Source organism: Streptococcus sp. A34, from assembly GCF_043674115.1.
Classification (GTDB): Bacteria; Bacillota; Bacilli; order Lactobacillales; family Streptococcaceae; genus Streptococcus; species Streptococcus suis_V.
The window spans coordinates 12,705-32,062 of record NZ_JBIMJM010000007.1 but is presented as its reverse complement, the minus strand read 5'-3'; the positions used below and the strand labels follow the sequence as shown (position 1 = coordinate 32,062).

21 protein-coding genes are annotated in these 19,358 nt (G+C 44.4%); 7 read left to right on the top strand and 14 right to left on the bottom strand.

Annotation, left to right across the window (positions count from 1 at the left end; all coding sequences use genetic code 11):
- Positions 1-2: 2 nt before the first annotated feature.
- Genes pta through ACHBGV_RS03520 form a run of 4 tightly spaced genes read right to left on the bottom strand, consistent with a single transcriptional unit; the run spans position 3 to position 3,376 of the window.
- On the bottom strand, positions 3-989 hold the full coding sequence (gene pta / locus ACHBGV_RS03535) for a phosphate acetyltransferase (RefSeq protein ID WP_125265836.1): 987 nt from the start codon (positions 987-989) through the stop codon (positions 3-5).
- Between the two features lie 20 nt (positions 990-1,009).
- Entirely contained in the window at positions 1,010-1,903 is an 894-nt protein-coding gene (locus ACHBGV_RS03530; protein ID WP_394735644.1) for an RluA family pseudouridine synthase, read from the bottom strand.
- Entirely contained in the window at positions 1,903-2,721 is an 819-nt protein-coding gene (locus ACHBGV_RS03525; RefSeq protein ID WP_105110661.1) for an NAD kinase, read from the bottom strand. The genes ACHBGV_RS03530 and ACHBGV_RS03525 overlap by 1 nt, the downstream gene beginning before the upstream one ends.
- A complete protein-coding gene (locus ACHBGV_RS03520; RefSeq protein WP_105110636.1) occupies positions 2,705-3,376 on the bottom strand; it encodes a GTP pyrophosphokinase family protein in 672 nt (223 codons plus the stop codon). The genes ACHBGV_RS03525 and ACHBGV_RS03520 overlap by 17 nt, the downstream gene beginning before the upstream one ends.
- 81 nt (positions 3,377-3,457) lie before the next feature.
- Between ACHBGV_RS03520 and ACHBGV_RS03515 the strand changes: the two genes are divergently transcribed.
- From ACHBGV_RS03515 to ACHBGV_RS03490, 6 genes are all read left to right on the top strand, one after another.
- Positions 3,458-4,033: a CYTH domain-containing protein gene (locus tag ACHBGV_RS03515; protein WP_105161139.1), complete on the top strand. Its 576-nt coding sequence runs from the start codon at positions 3,458-3,460 to the stop codon at positions 4,031-4,033.
- 112 nt (positions 4,034-4,145) lie between these two features.
- Positions 4,146-5,117, top strand: a complete 972-nt coding sequence (locus ACHBGV_RS03510; RefSeq protein ID WP_172059332.1) for a ribose-phosphate diphosphokinase — start codon at positions 4,146-4,148, stop codon at positions 5,115-5,117.
- Between the two features lie 15 nt (positions 5,118-5,132).
- Positions 5,133-6,248, top strand: coding sequence for a cysteine desulfurase family protein (locus tag ACHBGV_RS03505; RefSeq protein ID WP_394735643.1), 1,116 nt, complete (start codon positions 5,133-5,135; stop codon positions 6,246-6,248).
- A gap of 1 nt (position 6,249) precedes the next feature.
- Positions 6,250-6,594 (top strand): DUF1831 domain-containing protein, encoded by a 345-nt coding sequence (locus ACHBGV_RS03500; protein ID WP_105110632.1) that lies wholly within the window; start codon positions 6,250-6,252, stop codon positions 6,592-6,594.
- A gap of 1 nt (position 6,595) precedes the next feature.
- On the top strand, positions 6,596-6,796 hold the full coding sequence (locus ACHBGV_RS03495; protein ID WP_105110631.1) for a DUF4649 family protein: 201 nt from the start codon (positions 6,596-6,598) through the stop codon (positions 6,794-6,796).
- A gap of 211 nt (positions 6,797-7,007) precedes the next feature.
- Positions 7,008-7,649, top strand: a complete 642-nt coding sequence (locus tag ACHBGV_RS03490) for a redox-sensing transcriptional repressor Rex (RefSeq protein ID WP_105161138.1) — start codon at positions 7,008-7,010, stop codon at positions 7,647-7,649.
- Between the two features lie 44 nt (positions 7,650-7,693).
- Here the strand turns inward: ACHBGV_RS03490 and radC are convergent, their stop codons facing one another.
- The 3 genes from radC to gyrA form a co-directional block, all read right to left on the bottom strand.
- On the bottom strand, positions 7,694-8,374 hold the full coding sequence (gene radC / locus ACHBGV_RS03485; RefSeq protein WP_105122590.1) for a DNA repair protein RadC: 681 nt from the start codon (positions 8,372-8,374) through the stop codon (positions 7,694-7,696).
- A 74-nt stretch (positions 8,375-8,448) separates the two neighbouring features.
- Positions 8,449-9,192, bottom strand: coding sequence for a class A sortase (locus tag ACHBGV_RS03480; protein WP_394735642.1), 744 nt, complete (start codon positions 9,190-9,192; stop codon positions 8,449-8,451).
- Positions 9,192-11,648 carry a DNA gyrase subunit A gene (gene gyrA / locus ACHBGV_RS03475; RefSeq protein ID WP_394735641.1) on the bottom strand — a complete coding sequence of 819 codons (2,457 nt, stop codon included), beginning with the start codon at positions 11,646-11,648 and terminating at the stop codon, positions 9,192-9,194. The genes ACHBGV_RS03480 and gyrA overlap by 1 nt, the downstream gene beginning before the upstream one ends.
- Before the next feature lie 192 nt (positions 11,649-11,840).
- On the opposite strand from gyrA, the gene ACHBGV_RS03470 reads away from it, so the two are divergent.
- Complete coding sequence (locus tag ACHBGV_RS03470; protein ID WP_105110897.1) at positions 11,841-12,824, top strand: L-lactate dehydrogenase; 984 nt, start codon at positions 11,841-11,843, stop codon at positions 12,822-12,824.
- Between the two features lie 32 nt (positions 12,825-12,856).
- Here ACHBGV_RS03470 and ACHBGV_RS03465 read toward each other — a convergent pair whose 3' ends face one another.
- The 7 genes from ACHBGV_RS03465 to deoC all read right to left on the bottom strand — a co-directional run bounded on the left by ACHBGV_RS03465 (position 12,857) and on the right by deoC (position 19,353).
- Positions 12,857-13,390: a dihydrofolate reductase family protein gene (locus ACHBGV_RS03465; protein WP_105110898.1), complete on the bottom strand. Its 534-nt coding sequence runs from the start codon at positions 13,388-13,390 to the stop codon at positions 12,857-12,859.
- A 57-nt stretch (positions 13,391-13,447) separates the two neighbouring features.
- Positions 13,448-14,401: an ABC transporter permease gene (locus ACHBGV_RS03460; RefSeq protein WP_105110899.1), complete on the bottom strand. Its 954-nt coding sequence runs from the start codon at positions 14,399-14,401 to the stop codon at positions 13,448-13,450.
- Between the two features lies 1 nt (position 14,402).
- Positions 14,403-15,464 (bottom strand): ABC transporter permease, encoded by a 1,062-nt coding sequence (locus tag ACHBGV_RS03455; protein WP_105110900.1) that lies wholly within the window; start codon positions 15,462-15,464, stop codon positions 14,403-14,405.
- Positions 15,457-16,992, bottom strand: coding sequence for an ATP-binding cassette domain-containing protein (locus ACHBGV_RS03450; RefSeq protein ID WP_172063185.1), 1,536 nt, complete (start codon positions 16,990-16,992; stop codon positions 15,457-15,459). Before ACHBGV_RS03450 ends, ACHBGV_RS03455 begins: the two co-directional genes overlap by 8 nt.
- 173 nt (positions 16,993-17,165) lie before the next feature.
- Complete coding sequence (locus ACHBGV_RS03445; RefSeq protein WP_172095278.1) at positions 17,166-18,236, bottom strand: BMP family ABC transporter substrate-binding protein; 1,071 nt, start codon at positions 18,234-18,236, stop codon at positions 17,166-17,168.
- Positions 18,237-18,314: 78 nt separating this feature from the next.
- On the bottom strand, positions 18,315-18,704 hold the full coding sequence (locus ACHBGV_RS03440) for a cytidine deaminase (protein WP_105122586.1): 390 nt from the start codon (positions 18,702-18,704) through the stop codon (positions 18,315-18,317).
- On the bottom strand, positions 18,691-19,353 hold the full coding sequence (gene deoC / locus ACHBGV_RS03435; RefSeq protein WP_394718062.1) for a deoxyribose-phosphate aldolase: 663 nt from the start codon (positions 19,351-19,353) through the stop codon (positions 18,691-18,693). The genes ACHBGV_RS03440 and deoC overlap by 14 nt, the downstream gene beginning before the upstream one ends.
- Positions 19,354-19,358 lie beyond the last annotated feature (5 nt).

Below are 19,358 nucleotides of genomic sequence, written 5' to 3'. Positions count from 1 at the left end.
GCTTACAAAGCGTCTACAGCCTGAGCTGCTGTGATGATACCTAGTTTGTAGACGTCTTCTGAACTACAACCGCGAGACAGGTCATTTACTGGTTTGTTCAAACCTTGCAAAACAGGACCAACCGCTTCGTAGCCTCCAAGACGTTCAACTACTTTGTAAGTAATGTTGCCTGCTTCAATAGCCGGGAAGACAAAGACATTGGCTTGACCTGCTACTGGACTTCCAGGTGCTTTCAAACGAGCTGTATCTGGAACCAGGGCAGCATCCATCTGCAATTCTCCATCAATCAATAGATCTGGACGAAGTTCCTGAGCCAAGCGAGTTGCTTCCACTACCTTATCAACACGTGGACCTGAACCTGACCCTTTTGTTGAGTATGAAATCATAGCCACTTTTGGATCGATTCCAAATGTCTTAGCCGTTTCTGCTGATTGGATGGCAATCTCAGCCAAGGTTTCTGCATCTGGTTCAATGTTAATTGCACAGTCTCCAAAGACAAACTTGTGCTGGTCTTTAACCATCAAGAAGACACCTGAAGTACGTTTTACACCTGGTTTTGTCTTAATAATTTGAAGGGCAGGACGTACAGTATCTGCTGTTGAGTGGATCGCACCAGAAACCATCCCTTCTGCTAACCCCATTTGCACCAACATCACACCAAAGTAGTTGACATCACGCAAAATTTCATCGGCCTGTTCTTCGTCAACTTTACCTTTACGAAGAGTAACAAATTCATGCTTCATGGCATCGAAGTTTGCGTAATTGTTAGGATCAATAACTGTGATCCCAGGGTTTGAGAAACCAAAGTCTGTCAACAAAGTATGAACATCTTCCGGCACACCAAGGATGATAGGCTCTACCAAACCTTCAAATTTCAAACGAGCTGCTGCACGCACGACGCGCTCATCTGTACCTTCTGGGAAAACAATACGTAGTTTTTTACCTACAATTTTTTGCTTCATTTCACCAAATAAATTCCGAATTTCCATTTAAATTCTCCTTTTAAATATTATTTATTAGTTAACGATGTAATAACAGCCTGAAAATCGTCTGGAAGTGGAGCTTCCAAGTCAATCCTTTGGGCTGAGAAAGGATTGTCAAAAGCCAAATTGTGACAATGCAAGGCCTGACGTTGAATACCACATTCTAAACTGCCACCATACATATCATCCCCAAGCAAAGGAAATCCAATGTGGGAAAAATGGACACGAATCTGGTGGGTTCGACCAGTGTGCAACTGAATGTCTACCAGGTGAATGTCTCCCCAGGACTGGACCACCTTATAGGAAGTGTGGGCATATTTACCCGTCTTAGTCACACAACGGGTAATAATACTATCTTCCGGTCGACCAATCGGAGCAATAATATCCCCTTCCTGTTCCAAAACACCTCCCCCCTTAACTAGGGCATAATAGCGTTTGTGAATCAGCTTGGCCTGCAACTGCTTGTCTAGGCGGGCATGGGCATAGCCGTGCTTAGCAAAGAGCATGACCCCAGACGTATCCCTATCCAGACGAGTCACTATGTGGACCTGCTTGTTTTCATAGTCCTGCTCGACCAAGTAACCCTTGACAAAGTTGGCAATGGTCGACGAATGAAGACTGCTAGGAATGGAGGCATAGCCAACCGGCTTATTGATAGCTAAAAAATGGTCATCCTCGTAGACAATGTCCAGGGGAAAGGAAATAGGTTCCAAACTACCTGTCAAATCCGCTTCAGCTGGTATATCAATTGTAACTCTATCGCCAATATCAAGCAAGTAAGTAGCATTCTGTGGCTGGTCGTTAACCAAAATAGCACCACCAGTGTACTTGATTTTAGCCAGCAATCCCTTGGACACCCCGTGTTTCTTCAGGAAGGTCTTGATTTTGGTGTGCTGGTCGGCTATAAATTCAAACCGCATTACTCCACCTCGCCGATAAAGGCATCTTTGACCCGATTCCAAAAGCTAGTATGGCTGGGCGATGCGACAAAATGGATTTTACTATTGTCAATCTGGTATTCAATGCTCTTAATATTGTCGTAGACATAGGTCTTATTGTCCACTGCAATAGAATAGCGGTCATCATGCTGGGGCTCGATAACAATCTTGTCCTTTTTCGGTACTACGACTGATGACCCCAGCGTCCGGTAGACCCGATTGTTCAGACTGGCCACTTCTGCAATCTGCAGAGCCTCAATAGTCGGATGAAGGACAGCGCCCCCCAGCGACTTATTGTAGGCCGTTGAGCCAGTCGGTGTCGATACCGATATGCCATCCCCACGAAAACGCTCGAAGGGAACATGGTTGATGATAATATCAGCCACCATGGTCTTGGTCAGGCGCTTTATAGTCGCCTCATTGAGGGCGCGCGCCGTGATTACCCGGCCATCATTGAGTTTGACCTTGACATTAAGAATGGGATAGGAAACACGAGCTCCCCTGTCCAACTTCAAATTCTCTACTAGCTTGTCCACTTCAAAATCCCGATAATCCGTGTAAAAACCCAGATGCCCCGTATGAATACCGACAAAGCGGACCCTATCGATGAGTTTCTCATACTTATGAAAGGCCGACAGGAGCATGCCATCTCCACCAATAGAAATGACAATATCTGGATTCTTGGGTGTCAGGATAAAATTCGCCTCTTTGAGCTTGGTCCAAAGTTCCTTGGACACCGCCTCACTCTTGGGATTTCGGCTGGCGAGCAGAGCGATTTTTTTTCTATCTGTATTCTTCATCTGAATCATCACTATTTCCGACACCGTCATTCAACTTGCGGTGGGCAGGGTCAAAAAGAGCCTGAGCCTCCTGAATGTCGTTGCGGATTTTACGCATCTCCTCGTCTAGTTCGTAGGCAATCTTGGCTGTAATTTCCAGCCGTTTCTTGATTTCCTCAGGGAAATTTCCCTTATACTTGTAATTAAGCGAATGTTCAATAGTCGCCCAAAAGTTCATAGAAAGTGTTCGAATCTGGATTTCTGCTAGGACGGTCTTGCTGCCATTGATCGTATCCACCGGATACTCAACGACCACATGATAGGAACGATAGCCCGATGCTTTCATGTACTTGATATAGTCCCGCTCATGGACAATCTGCATGTCCTTGCGCTTGCGCAAAATAGCCAAGACCTCCTCAATGTCATCCACAAACTGGACCATGATCCTCAGACCGGCAATATCCTGCATGTCCTGGGCCAGATTTTCTAGCTTGATATGCCGCAGAGCCATCTTTTCCTGAATAGACTCGATAGGCTTGACCCGCCCCGTCACAAATTCAATGGGAGAATGGCGGTTAAACTTGCGGTACTGCTTTCGAATACCACGCAGCTTAATTTTCAACTCCCCGACAGTCTGAATATAGGGGTCTAAAAATTCTTCCCAATTAAACTCCATACGGCTCCTTTCTTGTCAAATCCTATAAATTGTATTAGAATAACACAAAGATTATTATACCATATGAAAGGGGTTTACAGTATGAAAAACCATCTGGAAATTGAGTACAAAACATTATTAACCAAATCTGAATATCTTCGACTGCTACCCGATTTCGCAGATATCCAGCCTGTCATGCAGACCAATCACTACATAGACACGCCGGATTTAGATATGAAAAGTAACCGATTTTCCCTCCGTATTCGGACCTTTGAGGACATGGCAGAGCTGACCCTAAAAATTCCCCAGGAGATTGGCAATCAGGAATACAATCAAGCTCTAGACATCGATACTGCACGACAATTGCTGACCAATTTTCAACTGCCAAAAGGACAGATTACTGACATCATTTCAGCCACCGATGTCCCTCTTGATAACCTAGCCGTCTGGGGTAGCTTGACCACCAAACGCTATGAAAAAGAGACCTCTATCGGTCTCATGGCCCTGGATGAAAATGACTATGCCGGCATTCATGATTATGAACTAGAGGTTGAAGTAGCCGATGCCGAAGAAGGCAAAATCCTCTTTGACGACTACCTAAAAAAACAATCCATCCAATTCAAATACGCCAGCAGCAAGGTCGCCCGCACCGCAGCCCAGATAAAATCAGCCCAATAAGGCTGATTTTTGACTTTACTACTGAAAATTGTCCGTTTTTTTGGTAAAATAAATCTATCTATGTTTCATTGCTTTTATGAAAAAGTAGGGTTATAAAAAGGAGTTAGTCAAAATGGTACAACCACTTGGTGAACATAACATTAAATTATTCTCGCTCAACAGTAACCGTGATATCGCTGAAAAAATTGCAGAATCAGCCGGTATTCCTCTTGGAAAAATGTCTTCACGTCAATTTTCTGACGGTGAAATCCAGATTAACATTGAGGAATCAGTCCGTGGTGTTGATGTCTATATCATCCAATCAACTAGCTACCCAGTCAACAATCACTTGTGGGAACTCTTGATTATGATTGACGCTTGTAAGCGTGCCTCTGCCAACACCATCACCGCTGTCATGCCGTATTTTGGCTACGCTCGTCAAGACCGCACAGCCTCTCCACGCGAACCAATCACTGCTAAACTAGTAGCAAATATGTTGGTAAAAGCCGGTGTCGACCGCGTTCTGACCCTGGACCTACACGCATCACAGATTCAAGGTTTCTTTGATATTCCAGTGGATAATCTCCTGACAGAGCCACTCTTTGCGTCCTACTACATGGAAAAAGGCCTCTGCAACGACGATGTGGTCATCGTTAGTCCCAAAAATTCAGGAATCAAGCGCGCTCGTAACATCGCAGAATTTTTGAATGCACCGATTGCTATCATTGACTACGCCCAAGACGATTCGGAACGTGCCGAAGGCTATATCATCGGTGATGTTGCTGGGAAGAAAGCCATCCTGGTCGACGATATTCTAAATACAGGCCGCACTTTCTCTCAAGCATCCAAAATTGTTCAAGACGGTGGTGCAACTGAAATTTACGCCGTTGCCAGTCATGGACTTTTCGCTGGGACTGCTGCGGAACTCTTGGACAACTCTCCTATCAAGGAAATTTTGGTCACAGACTCTGTTGCCAGCAAGGAACAACATCCTAATAATATTGCTTTCATCACGGCTAGCAACTTGATTGCTGACGCTATCCACCGCATTCAAGAACACCAGCCATTGAGCCCACTTTTCAAATTTAACAGCCCACTTAAATAAAACTAGGAGTTACACTTGATTTATTTAGATAATGCAGCTACGACTGCCCTGTCACCGGCTGCCCTAGAACGGATGACGGAAGTCGCTGCAGACATCTATGGCAATCCGTCTAGCATCCACGGTGCTGGTCGCAAGGCTAATCAGGTTCTCAGACAGGCACGACAGGATATAGCTGATATCTTGTCGGTCCGTCCTGATAACTTAATCTTCACATCTGGAGGCTCTGAGGCCAATAATTTAGCCATTCAAGGCTATGCTCTGGCCCATCAGGACAAGGGCAAACACCTTATCACTACTGCCATTGAACACCATGCAGTCCTCCATACCATGCAGTATCTGGAGGAACGCTTTGGCTTTGAAGTGACCTATATCCAGCCAATCGACCAAATCATCACAGCCCAGCAGATCAAAGATGCACTTAGACCAGACACCATTCTGGTTAGCAGCATGTTTGCCAATAATGAAACTGGCCAACTGCTCCCTATCCAAGAAATTGGACAGTTACTAGCAGACCACCAGGCAGTTTTCCATGTTGATGCAGTGCAGGTCATGGGAAAATTGCCTGTTCAGCCTGAAAAACTGGGAATTGATTTCCTATCTGCTGCTGCCCATAAATTTCATGGCCCAAAAGGTATTGGTTTCCTCTATTCAAGATTGCCTAAATTTGATGCACTCATACATGGCGGTAAGCAAGAAAATCAACATCGTGCAGGAACAGAAAACCTCCCTGCCATTGTAGCGATGGCCACAGCCCTCAAAGAGCAAACTGCTAAAAGGGACCAAGATCTTCAATACATCACTTCCCTAAAAGAACACCTCATCCACCACCTGGCCGACACCGACTACTACATCAATCAAACTGGCGACCACCTTCCTCATATCATCAATCTTGGCTTTCCTGGTCAACTCAATGAGCAGGTGCTCATGCGCCTAGATCTAGCCGGAATCGCAGTTTCAAGTGGTTCTGCCTGCACAGCAGGTGTTGTACAAAACAGTCATGTCCTTGAGGCTATGTATGGAAAAGATTCTCCACGACTGAAAGAATCCATCCGCATCAGTTTCTCAGAAAGCAATACGACTGCTGATATTGATGCACTCATCACTGAATTACACAAGATAATAGGAGGATAAAATGGCATTTGAAAAAACTGTACGCTTAAAAGATTGTAACTTTACCTATCATATCAGCTCGGGTATCAAAAAATACACCCTGCGTGACAATACCTTTGAGCAAACCAAGGCTGGCCACTATCAGCTGGAACGCCTACTAGAAGAAGTTCCCAATTCTGGGCAAGGTTTCCTCTTGAAAATTATCATCAACCAAGATTTGACTGGTTTCAAAATCAACATCACAGACAAGTCTGGTCTTCGTTTGATTAACATTTTCAAACCAGGCAGCAATCCAGTTATTCAGGAAAAATTCTACTTCCTCATGGATAGCCTGGTCGACCGAGATATATTTACAAAAGAGGCCTAAGATGATTGAAATCTACTACACTGATGCCTACAAACTAGAACGGGTTCAACAATTTGATAATCTGGATGAGGCTAAATTGGCCTTTGCAGGCTGTGTCACCCTACCAGATTATTACCCTGTTACCCGCATTCTCAAGGACGGACAAGCTCTTGACTTCCAAGGCACTGTCGGAGATCTCTATCGCTATTTTCAAACCCTATAGAAAGACCAAGTTGTTTGGTCTTTTTTTCAAATCAATCTGTTGATTTTTTCACAAACATAGACTAAAATATAAGAAAGAAGTGAACTAACAAACAAGCTGATAGTGATGTTATCGATTTTGCAATCCCTTGCAAATTTTTGATACGATTTACAAAAGATTGTGAAATCAATCTGACCAGTAACCGGTGTCCTACAGCTAGAAGGAGAAAAGAGTGAAGAACATTAAAAACACTGACATCCCCCGGGCCACGGCCAAGCGACTTTCCTTATATTACCGCATTTTCAAGCGATTCCACGCTAGCAATATTGAAAAGGCTAGCTCAAAAGATATTGCAGAAGCTATCGGAATTGACTCTGCAACTGTCCGCCGTGATTTTTCTTATTTCGGTGAACTAGGTCGCCGTGGTTTTGGCTATGACGTCCAAAAATTGATGGAATTTTTTGCTGAAATTTTAAATGACAATTCCATCACCAACGTTATGCTAATAGGGGTTGGTAACATGGGACGTGCCCTACTCCACTATAAATTCCACGAGCGAAACAAAATGAAGATTGTTATGGCTTTTGAAGCAGATGATAATCCAGCTGTGGGCACAGTTGATGAATCTATTCCAATCTATGCCATTTCTGAATTGAAGGAACGGATTGCCGAAGCTGATTCACAAACTGCCATCTTGACCGTCCCAAGTGTTAAAGCCCAGGAAGTAGCTGATGTGCTAGTTGAGTCCGGTGTCAAAGGAATCCTCAGCTTCTCACCAGTTAACCTCTCTGTACCAAAAGATGTGGTTGTCCAATATGTGGATTTGACCAGCGAACTGCAAACACTCCTGTATTTTATGAGAAAAGGCGAATAAGAGAGCAAAACAGAGTTAGTTTCGACTAACCCTGTTTTTTGATACTAAAATAATTCACTCTCTTCCCTGAAAGAATAATAGTCCTTCTGCCCGACAATCAGATGATCCAAGAGAACCAGACCCAAAGTCTCACAAGAATCCTTCAAATTTTCAGTAAAGAGCAAATCGTTTTTACTCGGCTGTACAGAGCCTGACGGATGATTGTGAACGATGATAATCGAGGTCGCCATACACTTGACTGCATAGTGCAAAATCTCCCTGGGCTCTGCAATACTGCGATTGACACTGCCGATAAAGACTGTTTTTTGGTGGATGACCTGATTCTGAGTGTTGAGATAGAGGGCGACCAGATGCTCCTGCTTCTGCTGTCCAATCTCCTGAATCATTTTACGCCCCAGTTTTTCACTACCCAAAATACGATCGTTGAGCAAAATCTCAGACTGATTGATGCGCTTACCAAGCTCAATCATGGCCTTTATCTCAATCGCCTTGACCCGACCAATCCCAGTCAAGCTCTGCAATTCCTCAATAGACAAATCCTTTAGAGCCGCCAGATTTTCCAGCTGATTGTGTAGATTGTTGGACAAGATTGAAACCGGCTCCTTTTTTGTACCCGTACGGATGAAAATAGCCAGGAGTTCCTGGTTACTCAGGCGTTCCGGCCCCAATTCTAACAAGCGTTCACGGGGCATCAGTGCTTCTTCCTTAAAATCAATTTGATACATAAAATCCTCCTCACCTATCTGTTCGTAAAAAAATTGAAAAAAGGATAGAAATTCTACCCTTTTGACAAATCAATTTATAGTTGAACCTGATTATATGTTTGCTCAAAATATTTCAGTGTTTCTGATGGTGCATCATCATAAGCTATTACAGACTCTAGATCACCTTGAACAATCGTTCTCATAGTAGCAGCTGCATCTTCACAGGTTACAAGTGTAATCTCATTTTTTCCTTCTGTATCTTCAATTACATAGACACTTTCTGGTGTGACTGACTGAACACTCCTAACGTTATAAATGTAGATATTTTCTTTATCTGTCACATAAATCTTCATACCCTCTTTAGCATTTTCAAGAGGAGAAAAGAGAGTTTCACTGGCTCCAGCCATACCAAAAATATGGTGGCTGGCTAGCGAATAGTTGCCTTTACCCATTTCTTGCGTTTCTTTCATGGTGCCCGCTCCATACATGAGGGCAACGTTTGAAAGACCTTTGAAAATTGGCAAGTTAATCTTTAAATCTGGGATAGCAATCCCTCCAATAACTGGCAGCTGCTGCGCTTCCCACTGGGCCTTCATAACAGCTTCAGTAGAGATAGATTCTACTTGAGCAAAATCAAATGTAGTGTCCACCTCTTTATTGCTAGCAATTTCTTCCTTGGATACTTTGGTTACCTGATACTTATTACTGTTCCAGGCAATCATCATATTGCGGATAGATGTGTTGAAAATCAAGGCTAGCGAGATGAGCATTAGGAGACCTATTGCAAGATTTCTCAACCATGACCCCCGTCTTGCTTTCCTTTTCTTATCCTTTGTCATTACTTATCCTCTTCTTCCGTATTTTCTTCGCCTTCTGCGGCATCAACCAGTGCAAAGGTCATGATTTTCGCTTCCTGATCCAGTCTCATTACCTTGACACCCATAGTCGAACGACCTGTTTGCGAAATATTGGCAACGCTGGTCCGAATAATGACACCTGTATCAGTAATCACCATGATGTCCTCAGTGCCTGACACCGTAATCAATCCAGCCAATGGACCATTCTTTTCTGCCACTTTCATGGTGATAATTCCCTTACCACCACGACCTTTTGTCGGATATTCACTCGCAGGCGTCCGTTTACCAAAGCCCTTCTCGGATAACACCAGAACTTCCTGGTCATCGGAAATCATGGTCGCTCCGACCACCTGGTCACCGTCTCGCAGGGTAATCCCTTTGACACCCGTTGCAATACGGCTCATACCGCGGACAGCTGTCTCCGTAAAACGTACAGTATAGCCAAACTTGGTTCCCATAATGACGTCTGCCTGACCATCTGTCAAGAAAACATTGATGAGTTCATCATCTTCTTTCAAATTCAGAGCCTTGAGACCATTTTGACGGATATTGCCAAATTCGGACACGCTGGTACGTTTGACAATCCCCTGACGAGTCGCAAAGAAGAGATAATGGCCATCTTCCTGCTCCTTGGTCACATTGATAATGGTCTGGATGGACTCATTTTCCTCCAGTTTGAGGAGATTGACCACTGGCAAGCCCTTGGCGGTCCGACCGTATTCAGGAATTTCGTAACCTTTCAGACGGTAAACACGGCCTTTGTTGGTAAAGAAGAGCAGACGGTCATGGGTGCTGGTTGACACCAGTTCACGGACAAAGTCGTCGTCCTTGACACCTGTCCCCTGAACACCGCGTCCACCACGTTTCTGAGCATGGAATTCATCCTGGGCCAAACGCTTGATATAGCCCTGGTTTGACAAGGTAATCAAGACATCTGCCTCTTCAATCAAGTCCTCGTCTTCTAGTGACAAGACCTCACCGACCATCAATTCTGTCCGACGTTCATCCGCATACTTGCGCTTCACTTCGTCCAGCTCTTCCTTGATGATGAGAATCACACGCTCTGGCTTGGCCAAAATATCCGCCAAATCAGCAATCAAAGCTATCAATTCATCATATTCAGACTGAATCTTATCACGTTCCAATCCTGTCAGACGACGGAGACGCATATCCAGAATAGCCTGGCTCTGACGCTCTGAAAGATTGAATTTGGCCATCAATTCTGCTTGGGCAATAGCATCCGTTTCCGAATTGCGGATGATACGAATAACCTCGTCAATATGATCCAGCGCAATCAGCAAGCCTTCTAAAATATGGGCACGTGCCTCAGCCTTCTCCTTGTCAAACTGGGTCCGACGGGTTACTACTTCTTTTTGATGCTCGATATAGGATTCCAAAATCTGACGAACAGAAAGGATTTTCGGAACACCATTTTGAATAGCCAACATGTTGAAACTAAAGTTGGTTTGGAGCTGGGTCTGCTTGAAGAGATTGTTCAAAATCACGTTGGCAGAGGCATCACGACGCACCTCAATGACGAATCGAACACCCTCACGGTTGGACTCATCACGGACCGCGGTAATACCATCAATCCGTTTTTCCTGCACCAAGCGAACGATATGTTCTTGAACCTTGGATTTATTGACCATATAAGGAAATTCCGTTACGACAATCCGCTCACGGCCATTGCCATATTCTTCAATCTCCGTGCGCGAGCGCAGGGTAATCGATCCCTTACCAGTCTCGTAAGCACGGTGAATACCTGATTTACCCATAACCAGGGCTCCCGTTGGAAAGTCAGGCCCCGGTAAAACCTCCATAATTTCACGAGTGGTGACTTCTGGATTGTCCATAACCAGCTTGACCGCGTCAATGGTTTCACCCAGATTATGCGGCGGAATATTGGTCGCCATACCAACGGCGATACCTGTCGTCCCGTTGACCAAAAGGTTGGGGAATCGTGCTGGCAATACCTCTGGCTCACGCTCGCTGGAATCATAGTTGTCCGCGAAATTAACGGTATTTTTGTTAATATCACGCAGCATTTCTAACGCAATCTTGCTCATCCGAGCTTCAGTGTAACGCTGGGCAGCGGCACCGTCCCCGTCCATGGAACCAAAGTTCCCGTGACCATCAACCAGCATGTGACGATAGCTCCACCACTGGGCCATACGGACCATGGCCTCATAGATGGCAGCATCCCCATGCGGATGGTATTTACCCATAACATCACCCGTGATACGGGCAGATTTCTTATGGGGCTTGTCAGGAGTGATTCCCAATTCATTCATTCCATACAAAATACGGCGATGAACCGGCTTAAGACCGTCACGCACATCTGGCAGTGCACGAGAAACAATGACACTCATCGCATAGTCAATGAATGAGCTTTTCATTTCGTTGGTCAGATTCACCGTCACTAAGTTTTTATCTTGCATTCTATGCCTCATTTCAACTGCATTCTTACTACTATTATACCATATTCTGGGGCTCTTTTCTGACTTGGGAATTGCTATGTAAACATTTTCAAGTCCCTATTTCCAAGTGACAAACCACAGGAAAAGTGCTAGAATGGAATGTGGTCAGGGGACAACATGCCCCCTAAATAAAACTAAGGAGATGTTTAGAAGATGACTGCAACTAAACAACACAAAAAAGTGATCCTTGTCGGTGATGGTGCCGTAGGTTCAGCTTATGCTTATGCCCTTGTCAACCAAGGTATTGGTCAAGAATTGGGTATCATTGATATCAATAAGGACCGTACACAAGGTGACGCGGAAGATTTGAGCCACGCTTTGGCCTTCACTTCACCAAAGAAAATTTATTCTGCTGAGTACTCTGATGCTCACGATGCTGACCTTGTTGTCTTGACAGCAGGTTTGCCACAAAAACCAGGTGAAACTCGCCTTGAATTGGTAGAGAAAAACCTCCGTATCAACCAACAAATCGTTTCTGAAATCGTTAAGTCTGGTTTCGACGGTATCTTCCTCGTCGCTGCTAACCCAGTTGATATCTTGACTTACTCAACTTGGAAATTCTCAGGCTTCCCTAAAGAGCGCGTTATCGGTTCAGGTACTTCACTTGACTCAGCTCGTTTCCGTCAAGCATTGGCTGATAAGATTGGTATCGACGCTCGTTCCGTCCACGCCTACATCATGGGTGAGCACGGTGACTCTGAGTTCGCTGTGTGGTCACACGCTAACGTTGCTGGTGTGAAATTGTACGACTGGTTGCAAGACAACCGCGATATCGATGAGCAAGGTCTTGTTGACTTGTTTGTATCCGTTCGTGATGCTGCTTACTCAATCATCAACAAAAAAGGTGCTACTTACTACGGTATCGGTGTTGCCCTTGCCCGTATCACTAAAGCAATCTTTGATGATGAAAATGCTGTACTTCCATTGTCAGTTTACCAAGCTGGTCAATACGAAGGTGTTGAAGATGTCTTCATCGGTCAACCAGCTATCATCGGCGCACATGGTATCGTTCGTCCAGTAAACATCCCATTGAACGAAGCTGAATTGCAAAAAATGCAAGCTTCTGCAAAACAGTTGAAAGATATCATGGACGACGCATTTGCTAACCCTGAAATCGCAGCTGCAATCAAAAACTAAGATAAAAAAGATGAGTTGATTTAGCTCATCTTTTATTTATCTCGCACGTCATAACGGAGCATGGCGATGCCATCTGTCACAGTTGATTCGACCAAAGTCAATGTCTGCTCTTCTGCTAAAAAATCAAAGAGACGAATGCCATTTCCTAAAATAGTTGGTATAATCCCGATAATAAAATGATCAATCAATCTTTCCTTAAGACAAATTTGAACGAGTTGAGCGCCACCAAACAACCAGATATCTGAACCATCTTCTCCTTTCAACTTTTTGATTACATCAACAATATTTGAAACAAAGCGGACATTGTCATAGCTGGGCTGTTGATGGCGACTAGCAATGATAAACTCCTTCTCCTCATATCCGGCAATCATTTCCAGAGGACAATCTTCTAGTGATTTTCTGCCCATAATAACCGTATCACACGATTTGAAAAAAGCTTCATTATCAAACTGCAGGCTCGTATCATAGTCAGTTGTTCCATGCCCTTGTATCCAATCGTAAGAACCATCCGTTCTGGCGATGTAGCCGTCTAAACTCATGGCAATATTTAGTACTAACCGACGCATAAATCTCCTTTCAAAAGGCAGAACCCCCAACAAATGCTGAGGGTTCTTGTTGTATAGCTATTTTGATTTGATATAGTTGATACCGTCGGCTTTTGGTGCCACAGCTTTACCAAAGAAGGCAGACAGGGCAATAACGGTAATCAAGTAAGGTGCAATTTGCAGGTAAACGGTCGGAATATCTTTCAAGCCTGGCAACTGGCTACCGATAACCGCCAAACTTTGTGACAAACCAAAGAAGAGACTGGCTAACATAGCACCAAGCGGATTCCATTTACCAAAGATAACAGCGGCCAGGGCAATGAAACCTGAACCAACGATGGTTGTCGCTGAAAAATTGATGTTTACCGATTGAGCACTTACTGCTCCTCCAACACCGCCAAGGAAACCGGCAATCAATACACCCGCGTAACGCATAGCATAAACGTTAATCCCCAGTGTATCAGCCGCTTGTGGGTGCTCACCAACTGAACGGAGACGCAAACCGAATTTCGTTTTATACAGGACAAACCAAGATAGGAAGGCTGTTGCAATCGCGACATAGCCCATCAAACTGGTGTTCTTGAAGAAGAGGTCCCCCAAGACCGGAATATCTGCCAACACTGGGAAGGAGAATTTACCAAATGATTGACGAATACTATCTGTCTGACCTTTATTGTAAATAACCTTAACCAGGAAGACACCGAGAGCTGGTGCTAATAGGTTGAGTACCGTTCCTGACACGACGTGGTCCGCGCGGAAGTTAATGGTCGCCATGGCATGGATTGCTGCAAAGATAACTCCAGCCAAACCACCAACAATCACTGCTAATAGTGGGGTAGCTTTACCAAAGGTCTCAGCAAATTCAATATTGAAGACAACTCCAGCAAAGGCACCAATAACCATGATCCCTTCCAGACCGACGTTGACAATACCACCACGCTCAGAGAACACACCACCTAGACTGGTGAAAATCAATGGCGCTGAATAAATCAGCATTTGCGAAATGAGTAGCGTTAAAATAGTCAAGTTCATCTTATTTTACCCCTTTCGCTTTCTTTTTTGAGTTGAGTAACTGCTCAAAGATAAATTTCACACCGATGAAGAAGATGATAGACGCTGTTACAACGTTGATCAATTCTGGTGGAATCTGAGCACGAACCATACCTGGAGCACCTACAGATAGGGCACCGAAGAGGAAGGCCGCAAATGGAATACCAAGCGGTGAGTTAGTTGCTAGAAGAGCAACAGACATACCGTTGAAACCAATATCCAGGTTACCACTTTGAATATAGACATTCTGGAAGGTACCCAAACCTTGGATAGCTCCACCCAGGCCAGCAAGTGCTCCTGAAATAATCATAGACAAGATGATAGTCCGTTTTGCCGACATACCTGCATAATCAGACGCTGTCGGGTTGATACCAACCGAACGGATTTCAAAACCAAGTGTCGTCTTGGTCAAGAGGAACCAGATAACAATAACAGCGATAATGGCAAAGAAGATACCGATATTCATACGCGAATTGTCTGTCAAAGCCCGCAACCACTCTGTTTGATAGGAAGCATTGGCCGAAACGTTGATAGACGAGTCCGTATTTTTCATCAAATCATCTGAGAAAATATCACGGATAATGTAGTTCCCAGAATAGAGTAAGATGTAGTTCATCATGATGGTCACGATGACCTCACTGGTTCCCAGATAGGCACGGAGAACACCAGGAATGGCTCCAGCAATACCACCAGCTAACATAGCAATGATTACCGTTGCCAAAATCAAGACTGGACGAGGTAAATCTGGATTAGCCAAGGCAAACCAGCCTGCAAAAATCCAGCCCACATAAGCTTGACCTGACAAACCGACGTTGAAGAAACCAGCACGACTCGCCACCGCAAAACCAAGGGCAGTGAAAATCAGCGGTGCCATAGCACGGAAAATTTCACCGACAGACTTGATAGTACCGAAGGCTGAGTAGAACAATTCCTCATAGCCCCAGATTGGGTCATAGCCAAAAATCAACATGACAATTGATCCCAATACAAGACCGCTCACAACAGCAAGTAAAGGAAGGATCAGATTTTGATATTTCTTAAGCATGTTCTTCTCCTTTCTCAATGTGACCACCTGCCATCAACACACCGAGCTCTTGCTTGTTGGTCTTAGCAGGGTCAACGATACCGTGGATGACACCATCATGGATAACTGCAATACGGTCTGAAACATCCAAGATTTCATCCAATTCAAAGCTGACAACCAAAACAGCTTTCCCTTTATCACGCTCGGCAATGAGACGCTTACGGATGTATTCAATGGCACCAACGTCCAAACCACGGGTCGGTTGGCTAACAATCAAGAGATCAGGATTACGGTCCACTTCACGAGCGATAATAGCTTTCTGCTGGTTACCACCAGAAAGTGCCTTGGCAGGTACCAATTCACTGGCGCCGCGAACATCGAATTCTTGCATCAATTGACGGGCTTTTTCATTGATAACGTTGTAGTTCAAAATACCATTCTTAGAAACGGGTTCTTTGTAGTAGGTCTGTAGAGAAATATTTTCGGCTACCGTCATTGGAAGGACCAAACCATCGCGGTGACGGTCTTCTGGTACGTGGCTGACCTGCATCTCTGTAATCTTACGAGGGGTCTTACCAACCACTTCTTCACCCTTAATCTTGATAGAACCAGATTTGACCTTACGGAGACCTGTAATGGCCTGAATGAGCTCACTCTGACCATTTCCATCGATACCTGCGATACCGACGACTTCGCCAGCACGGACTTCCAAATTCAAGCCCTTAACAGCTGGAATTCCACGGTTCTCATTAACAACCAGATCCTTAATAGACAAAATGACTTCTTTTGGATTGGCAGGAATTTTCTCTGTTTTAAAGGAAACAGAACGGCCTACCATCCACTCAGCCAAGTCTTGGTTGGTTGCATCTCCGACAGGAACTGTCTCGATTGATTTACCACGACGGATAACCGTTACCGTATCAGCAACCGCACGAATCTCATCCAGCTTATGGGTAATCAAGATGATGGATTTGCCTTCTGAAACCAGGGTCTTCATAATCTTCAAGAGCTCTGCAATTTCCGCGGGAGTCAAAACAGCCGTAGGTTCGTCGAAAATGAGCAAGTCAGCTCCGCGATAGAGAGTTTTCAAGATTTCAACACGCTGTTGAGCACCGACCGAAATATCCGCAACCTTGGCAGTTGGGTCAACTTCCAAACCATATTTCTGGGAAAGCTCTTTAATCTCAACAATAGCCTTCTTGAGGTCGATCACACCGCCCTTGGTTGTCTCGCTACCGAGGATAATATTTTCCGCAACTGTAAAGGCATCCACCAACATAAAGTGCTGGTGAACCATCCCGATACCCAAGTGGGCTGCCCTAGAAGGTGAATCAATGTTAACTGATTGACCATTGATAACAATTTCACCGCTAGTCGGTTCCAAGAGACCAGCCAGCATGTTCATCAATGTTGATTTACCGGCACCATTCTCACCGAGCAGGGCATGGATTTCACCACGTCTGACATTCAAATTGATGTGGTCATTCGCAACAAACTCACCAAAAATTTTGGTGATTTCGCGCATCTCAATGACATAATCCTTAGTCATAATCTATTTCCTTTCTGACTACAATCGCTAAACGAAAAATCGTTTTCACATAACTATTGTACCATTTTTGTCAGTAAAACCTACCACCATTTGATAGGCTTTACTGAGAAAAATCTCAGCTCCGAAAAGGGCGACCGATAGGCCGCCACTTCGGAAAACTAACATTATTCAGCTTATTTTTCTGGTGTTTCTGGAACTTCAACTTTACCATCCAAGATTGCTTGTTTAGCGTCTGCGACAGCTTTAGAAGCATCTTCAGAAAGGTTTGTTTCAGCCAATTCTACACCTTTGTCAGCAAGTGAGAATTGAACAACTGTACCACCAGGGAAATCACCTTTAACTGCTTTTTCAGTGATGTCTTTAACTGAAGTACCAACTTCTTTGATGGTTGATGCCAATACGAAGTTAGATTCTTTACCGTCTTTAGAAGTGTAAACACCTTCAGCAGATTGGTCACGGTCAACACCGATTACCCAAACTTTATCTGCTTCATCACGAGTTTCGTTTTCAGCTTTAGCAGCAGCAAATACACCATTACCAGTACCACCAGATGCGTGGAAGATAATGTCTGCCCCTGCAGCGTATTGAGCAGCAGCGATTGTTTGACCTTTAGCAGCATCACCGAATGAACCTGCATAATCGATTGTGATTTTGATGTCTGGGTTTACAGACTTAGCACCAGCTACGAAACCAGCTTCAAAGCGGTCGATAACGACACCTTCCATACCACCGATGAAACCAACGTGGTTTGTTTTAGTAGATTTAGCAGCTGCAACACCTGCCAAGTAAGAAGCTTGGTGGTCTGCAAATCCAACGCTGACTACGTTCTCTTGATCTGGAACAACTGAGTCAACGATTACAAAGTGAGTTTCTGGGTTATTTGGAGCTGCTTCAGCAATCGCAGTTTCCAAGGCGAAACCAATACCGAATACAAGGTTGTAACCACCAGCAACAGCTGAGTCAAGGTTTGTTACGTAGTCTGATTCACTTTGTGATTGAATGTAGTCATAGCCGCTACCTTTTGACAAACCATTTTCGTCACCCCAAGCAGTCAAACCTTCCCAAGCTGACTGGTTAAATGAACGGTCATCAACACCACCGATGTCTGTTACGATCATTGGCTTAACTGATATTTCTGATGAGTCTGTTGAGGCTGCTTCTTTGTTTGCAGTACGGCTTCCACAGGCAGCCAATGTAAGAGCTGCAACAGTAGCTAGACCAAATCCGACAAGTTTCTTGTTCATTTCTGAACCCTCCTAAAAAATTCTTTTTGCAACTTTCGTTGCGGTGATGATACTACAGTCTAACGACTGTCTTACAGACTAGTTCAGGTCTGTAAAAGAATATGGAAGTAATTCCCCGACTGTCATCTCGACTGTCGATAGATCTTTGGCAACAAGTGTTACCTTTAAATCCTTATCAAAAAATTCAGCCATGACCTGGCGACAAGCACCACATGGTGAAACTGGTTTCTCTGTCTGACCATAAACAATCAGCTCAGAAAAATCCAAGACGCCCTCTGAAACAGCTTTGAAAATAGCTGTTCGTTCGCCACAGTTGGTCAAGCCAAAGCTGGCGTTTTCAATGTTAACACCTGTAAAGACTTGCCCATCCTTGGCAACCAAGACAGCTCCAATTGGAAAATGAGAATAGGGAACGTAGGCTTTCTTACTCACTTCCTCAGATAATTTTATCAACTCAGTAGTCGCCATCTGCTACAGCTCCGTTCATAATCGCTACACCTGAAGATGCACCAATACGGGTTGCACCAGCTTCGATAAAGGCAAGGGCGTCCTCATAGGTACGCGCACCACCAGATGCTTTGACACCCATATCTGGTCCTACTGTTTGGCGCATCAAGGCAACATCAACCACCGTCGCACCACCTGTAGAAAATCCAGTAGAAGTCTTAACAAAATCAGCACCGGCCTCTTGAGACAATTGACAAGCCTTTACCTTTTCCTCATCGGTCAAAAGACAGGTTTCGATAATGACTTTGACCAATTTATCGCCACTGGCTTCCACAACCGCCTGTATATCTTCCAATACTAGGTCATAGTTCTGAGATTTGAGGGCACCAATATTGATGACCATATCAATCTCGTCTGCACCATTTGCAATCGCATCCTTGGTCTCAAAAGCCTTGACAGCTGGCGTGTTAGCTCCCAGAGGAAAACCAATCACTGTACAAACCTTGACCTCCGTTCCAGCTAACCTCTTTGCAGCGTAGGCAACCCAAGTTGGATTAACACAGACGCTAGCAAAGTCGTATTCTTTTGCCTCTTCGATAATCTTTGCAACCTGTTGCTCAGTTGATTCAGGTTTCAAAATGGTATGGTCGATATATTTATTTAATTTCATAAGTT

Bases quoted from the DNA above. Each gene is read 5' to 3' on its own strand.
- ACHBGV_RS03465 (WP_105110898.1), bottom strand. From the start codon at position 13,390: ATGCGTCGGTTAGTACTAAATATTGCCATGAGTTTAGACGGCTACATC.
- ACHBGV_RS03460 (WP_105110899.1), bottom strand. From the start codon at position 14,401: ATGAACTTGACTATTTTAACGCTACTCATTTCGCAAATGCTGATTTAT.
- ACHBGV_RS03510 (WP_172059332.1), top strand. From the start codon at position 4,146: ATGGTACAACCACTTGGTGAACATAACATTAAATTATTCTCGCTCAAC.
- ACHBGV_RS03470 (WP_105110897.1), top strand. From the start codon at position 11,841: ATGACTGCAACTAAACAACACAAAAAAGTGATCCTTGTCGGTGATGGT.
- ACHBGV_RS03495 (WP_105110631.1), top strand. From the start codon at position 6,596: ATGATTGAAATCTACTACACTGATGCCTACAAACTAGAACGGGTTCAA.
- ACHBGV_RS03480 (WP_394735642.1), bottom strand. From the start codon at position 9,192: ATGACAAAGGATAAGAAAAGGAAAGCAAGACGGGGGTCATGGTTGAGA.
- ACHBGV_RS03440 (WP_105122586.1), bottom strand. From the start codon at position 18,704: ATGGCGACTACTGAGTTGATAAAATTATCTGAGGAAGTGAGTAAGAAA.
- ACHBGV_RS03515 (WP_105161139.1), top strand. From the start codon at position 3,458: ATGAAAAACCATCTGGAAATTGAGTACAAAACATTATTAACCAAATCT.
- gyrA (WP_394735641.1), bottom strand. From the start codon at position 11,648: ATGCAAGATAAAAACTTAGTGACGGTGAATCTGACCAACGAAATGAAA.
- ACHBGV_RS03530 (WP_394735644.1), bottom strand. From the start codon at position 1,903: ATGCGGTTTGAATTTATAGCCGACCAGCACACCAAAATCAAGACCTTC.
- ACHBGV_RS03455 (WP_105110900.1), bottom strand. From the start codon at position 15,464: ATGCTTAAGAAATATCAAAATCTGATCCTTCCTTTACTTGCTGTTGTG.
- ACHBGV_RS03500 (WP_105110632.1), top strand. From the start codon at position 6,250: ATGGCATTTGAAAAAACTGTACGCTTAAAAGATTGTAACTTTACCTAT.
- ACHBGV_RS03520 (WP_105110636.1), bottom strand. From the start codon at position 3,376: ATGGAGTTTAATTGGGAAGAATTTTTAGACCCCTATATTCAGACTGTC.
- radC (WP_105122590.1), bottom strand. From the start codon at position 8,374: ATGTATCAAATTGATTTTAAGGAAGAAGCACTGATGCCCCGTGAACGC.
- ACHBGV_RS03450 (WP_172063185.1), bottom strand. From the start codon at position 16,992: ATGACTAAGGATTATGTCATTGAGATGCGCGAAATCACCAAAATTTTT.
- ACHBGV_RS03445 (WP_172095278.1), bottom strand. From the start codon at position 18,236: ATGAACAAGAAACTTGTCGGATTTGGTCTAGCTACTGTTGCAGCTCTT.
- pta (WP_125265836.1), bottom strand. From the start codon at position 989: ATGGAAATTCGGAATTTATTTGGTGAAATGAAGCAAAAAATTGTAGGT.
- ACHBGV_RS03525 (WP_105110661.1), bottom strand. From the start codon at position 2,721: ATGAAGAATACAGATAGAAAAAAAATCGCTCTGCTCGCCAGCCGAAAT.
- deoC (WP_394718062.1), bottom strand. From the start codon at position 19,353: ATGAAATTAAATAAATATATCGACCATACCATTTTGAAACCTGAATCA.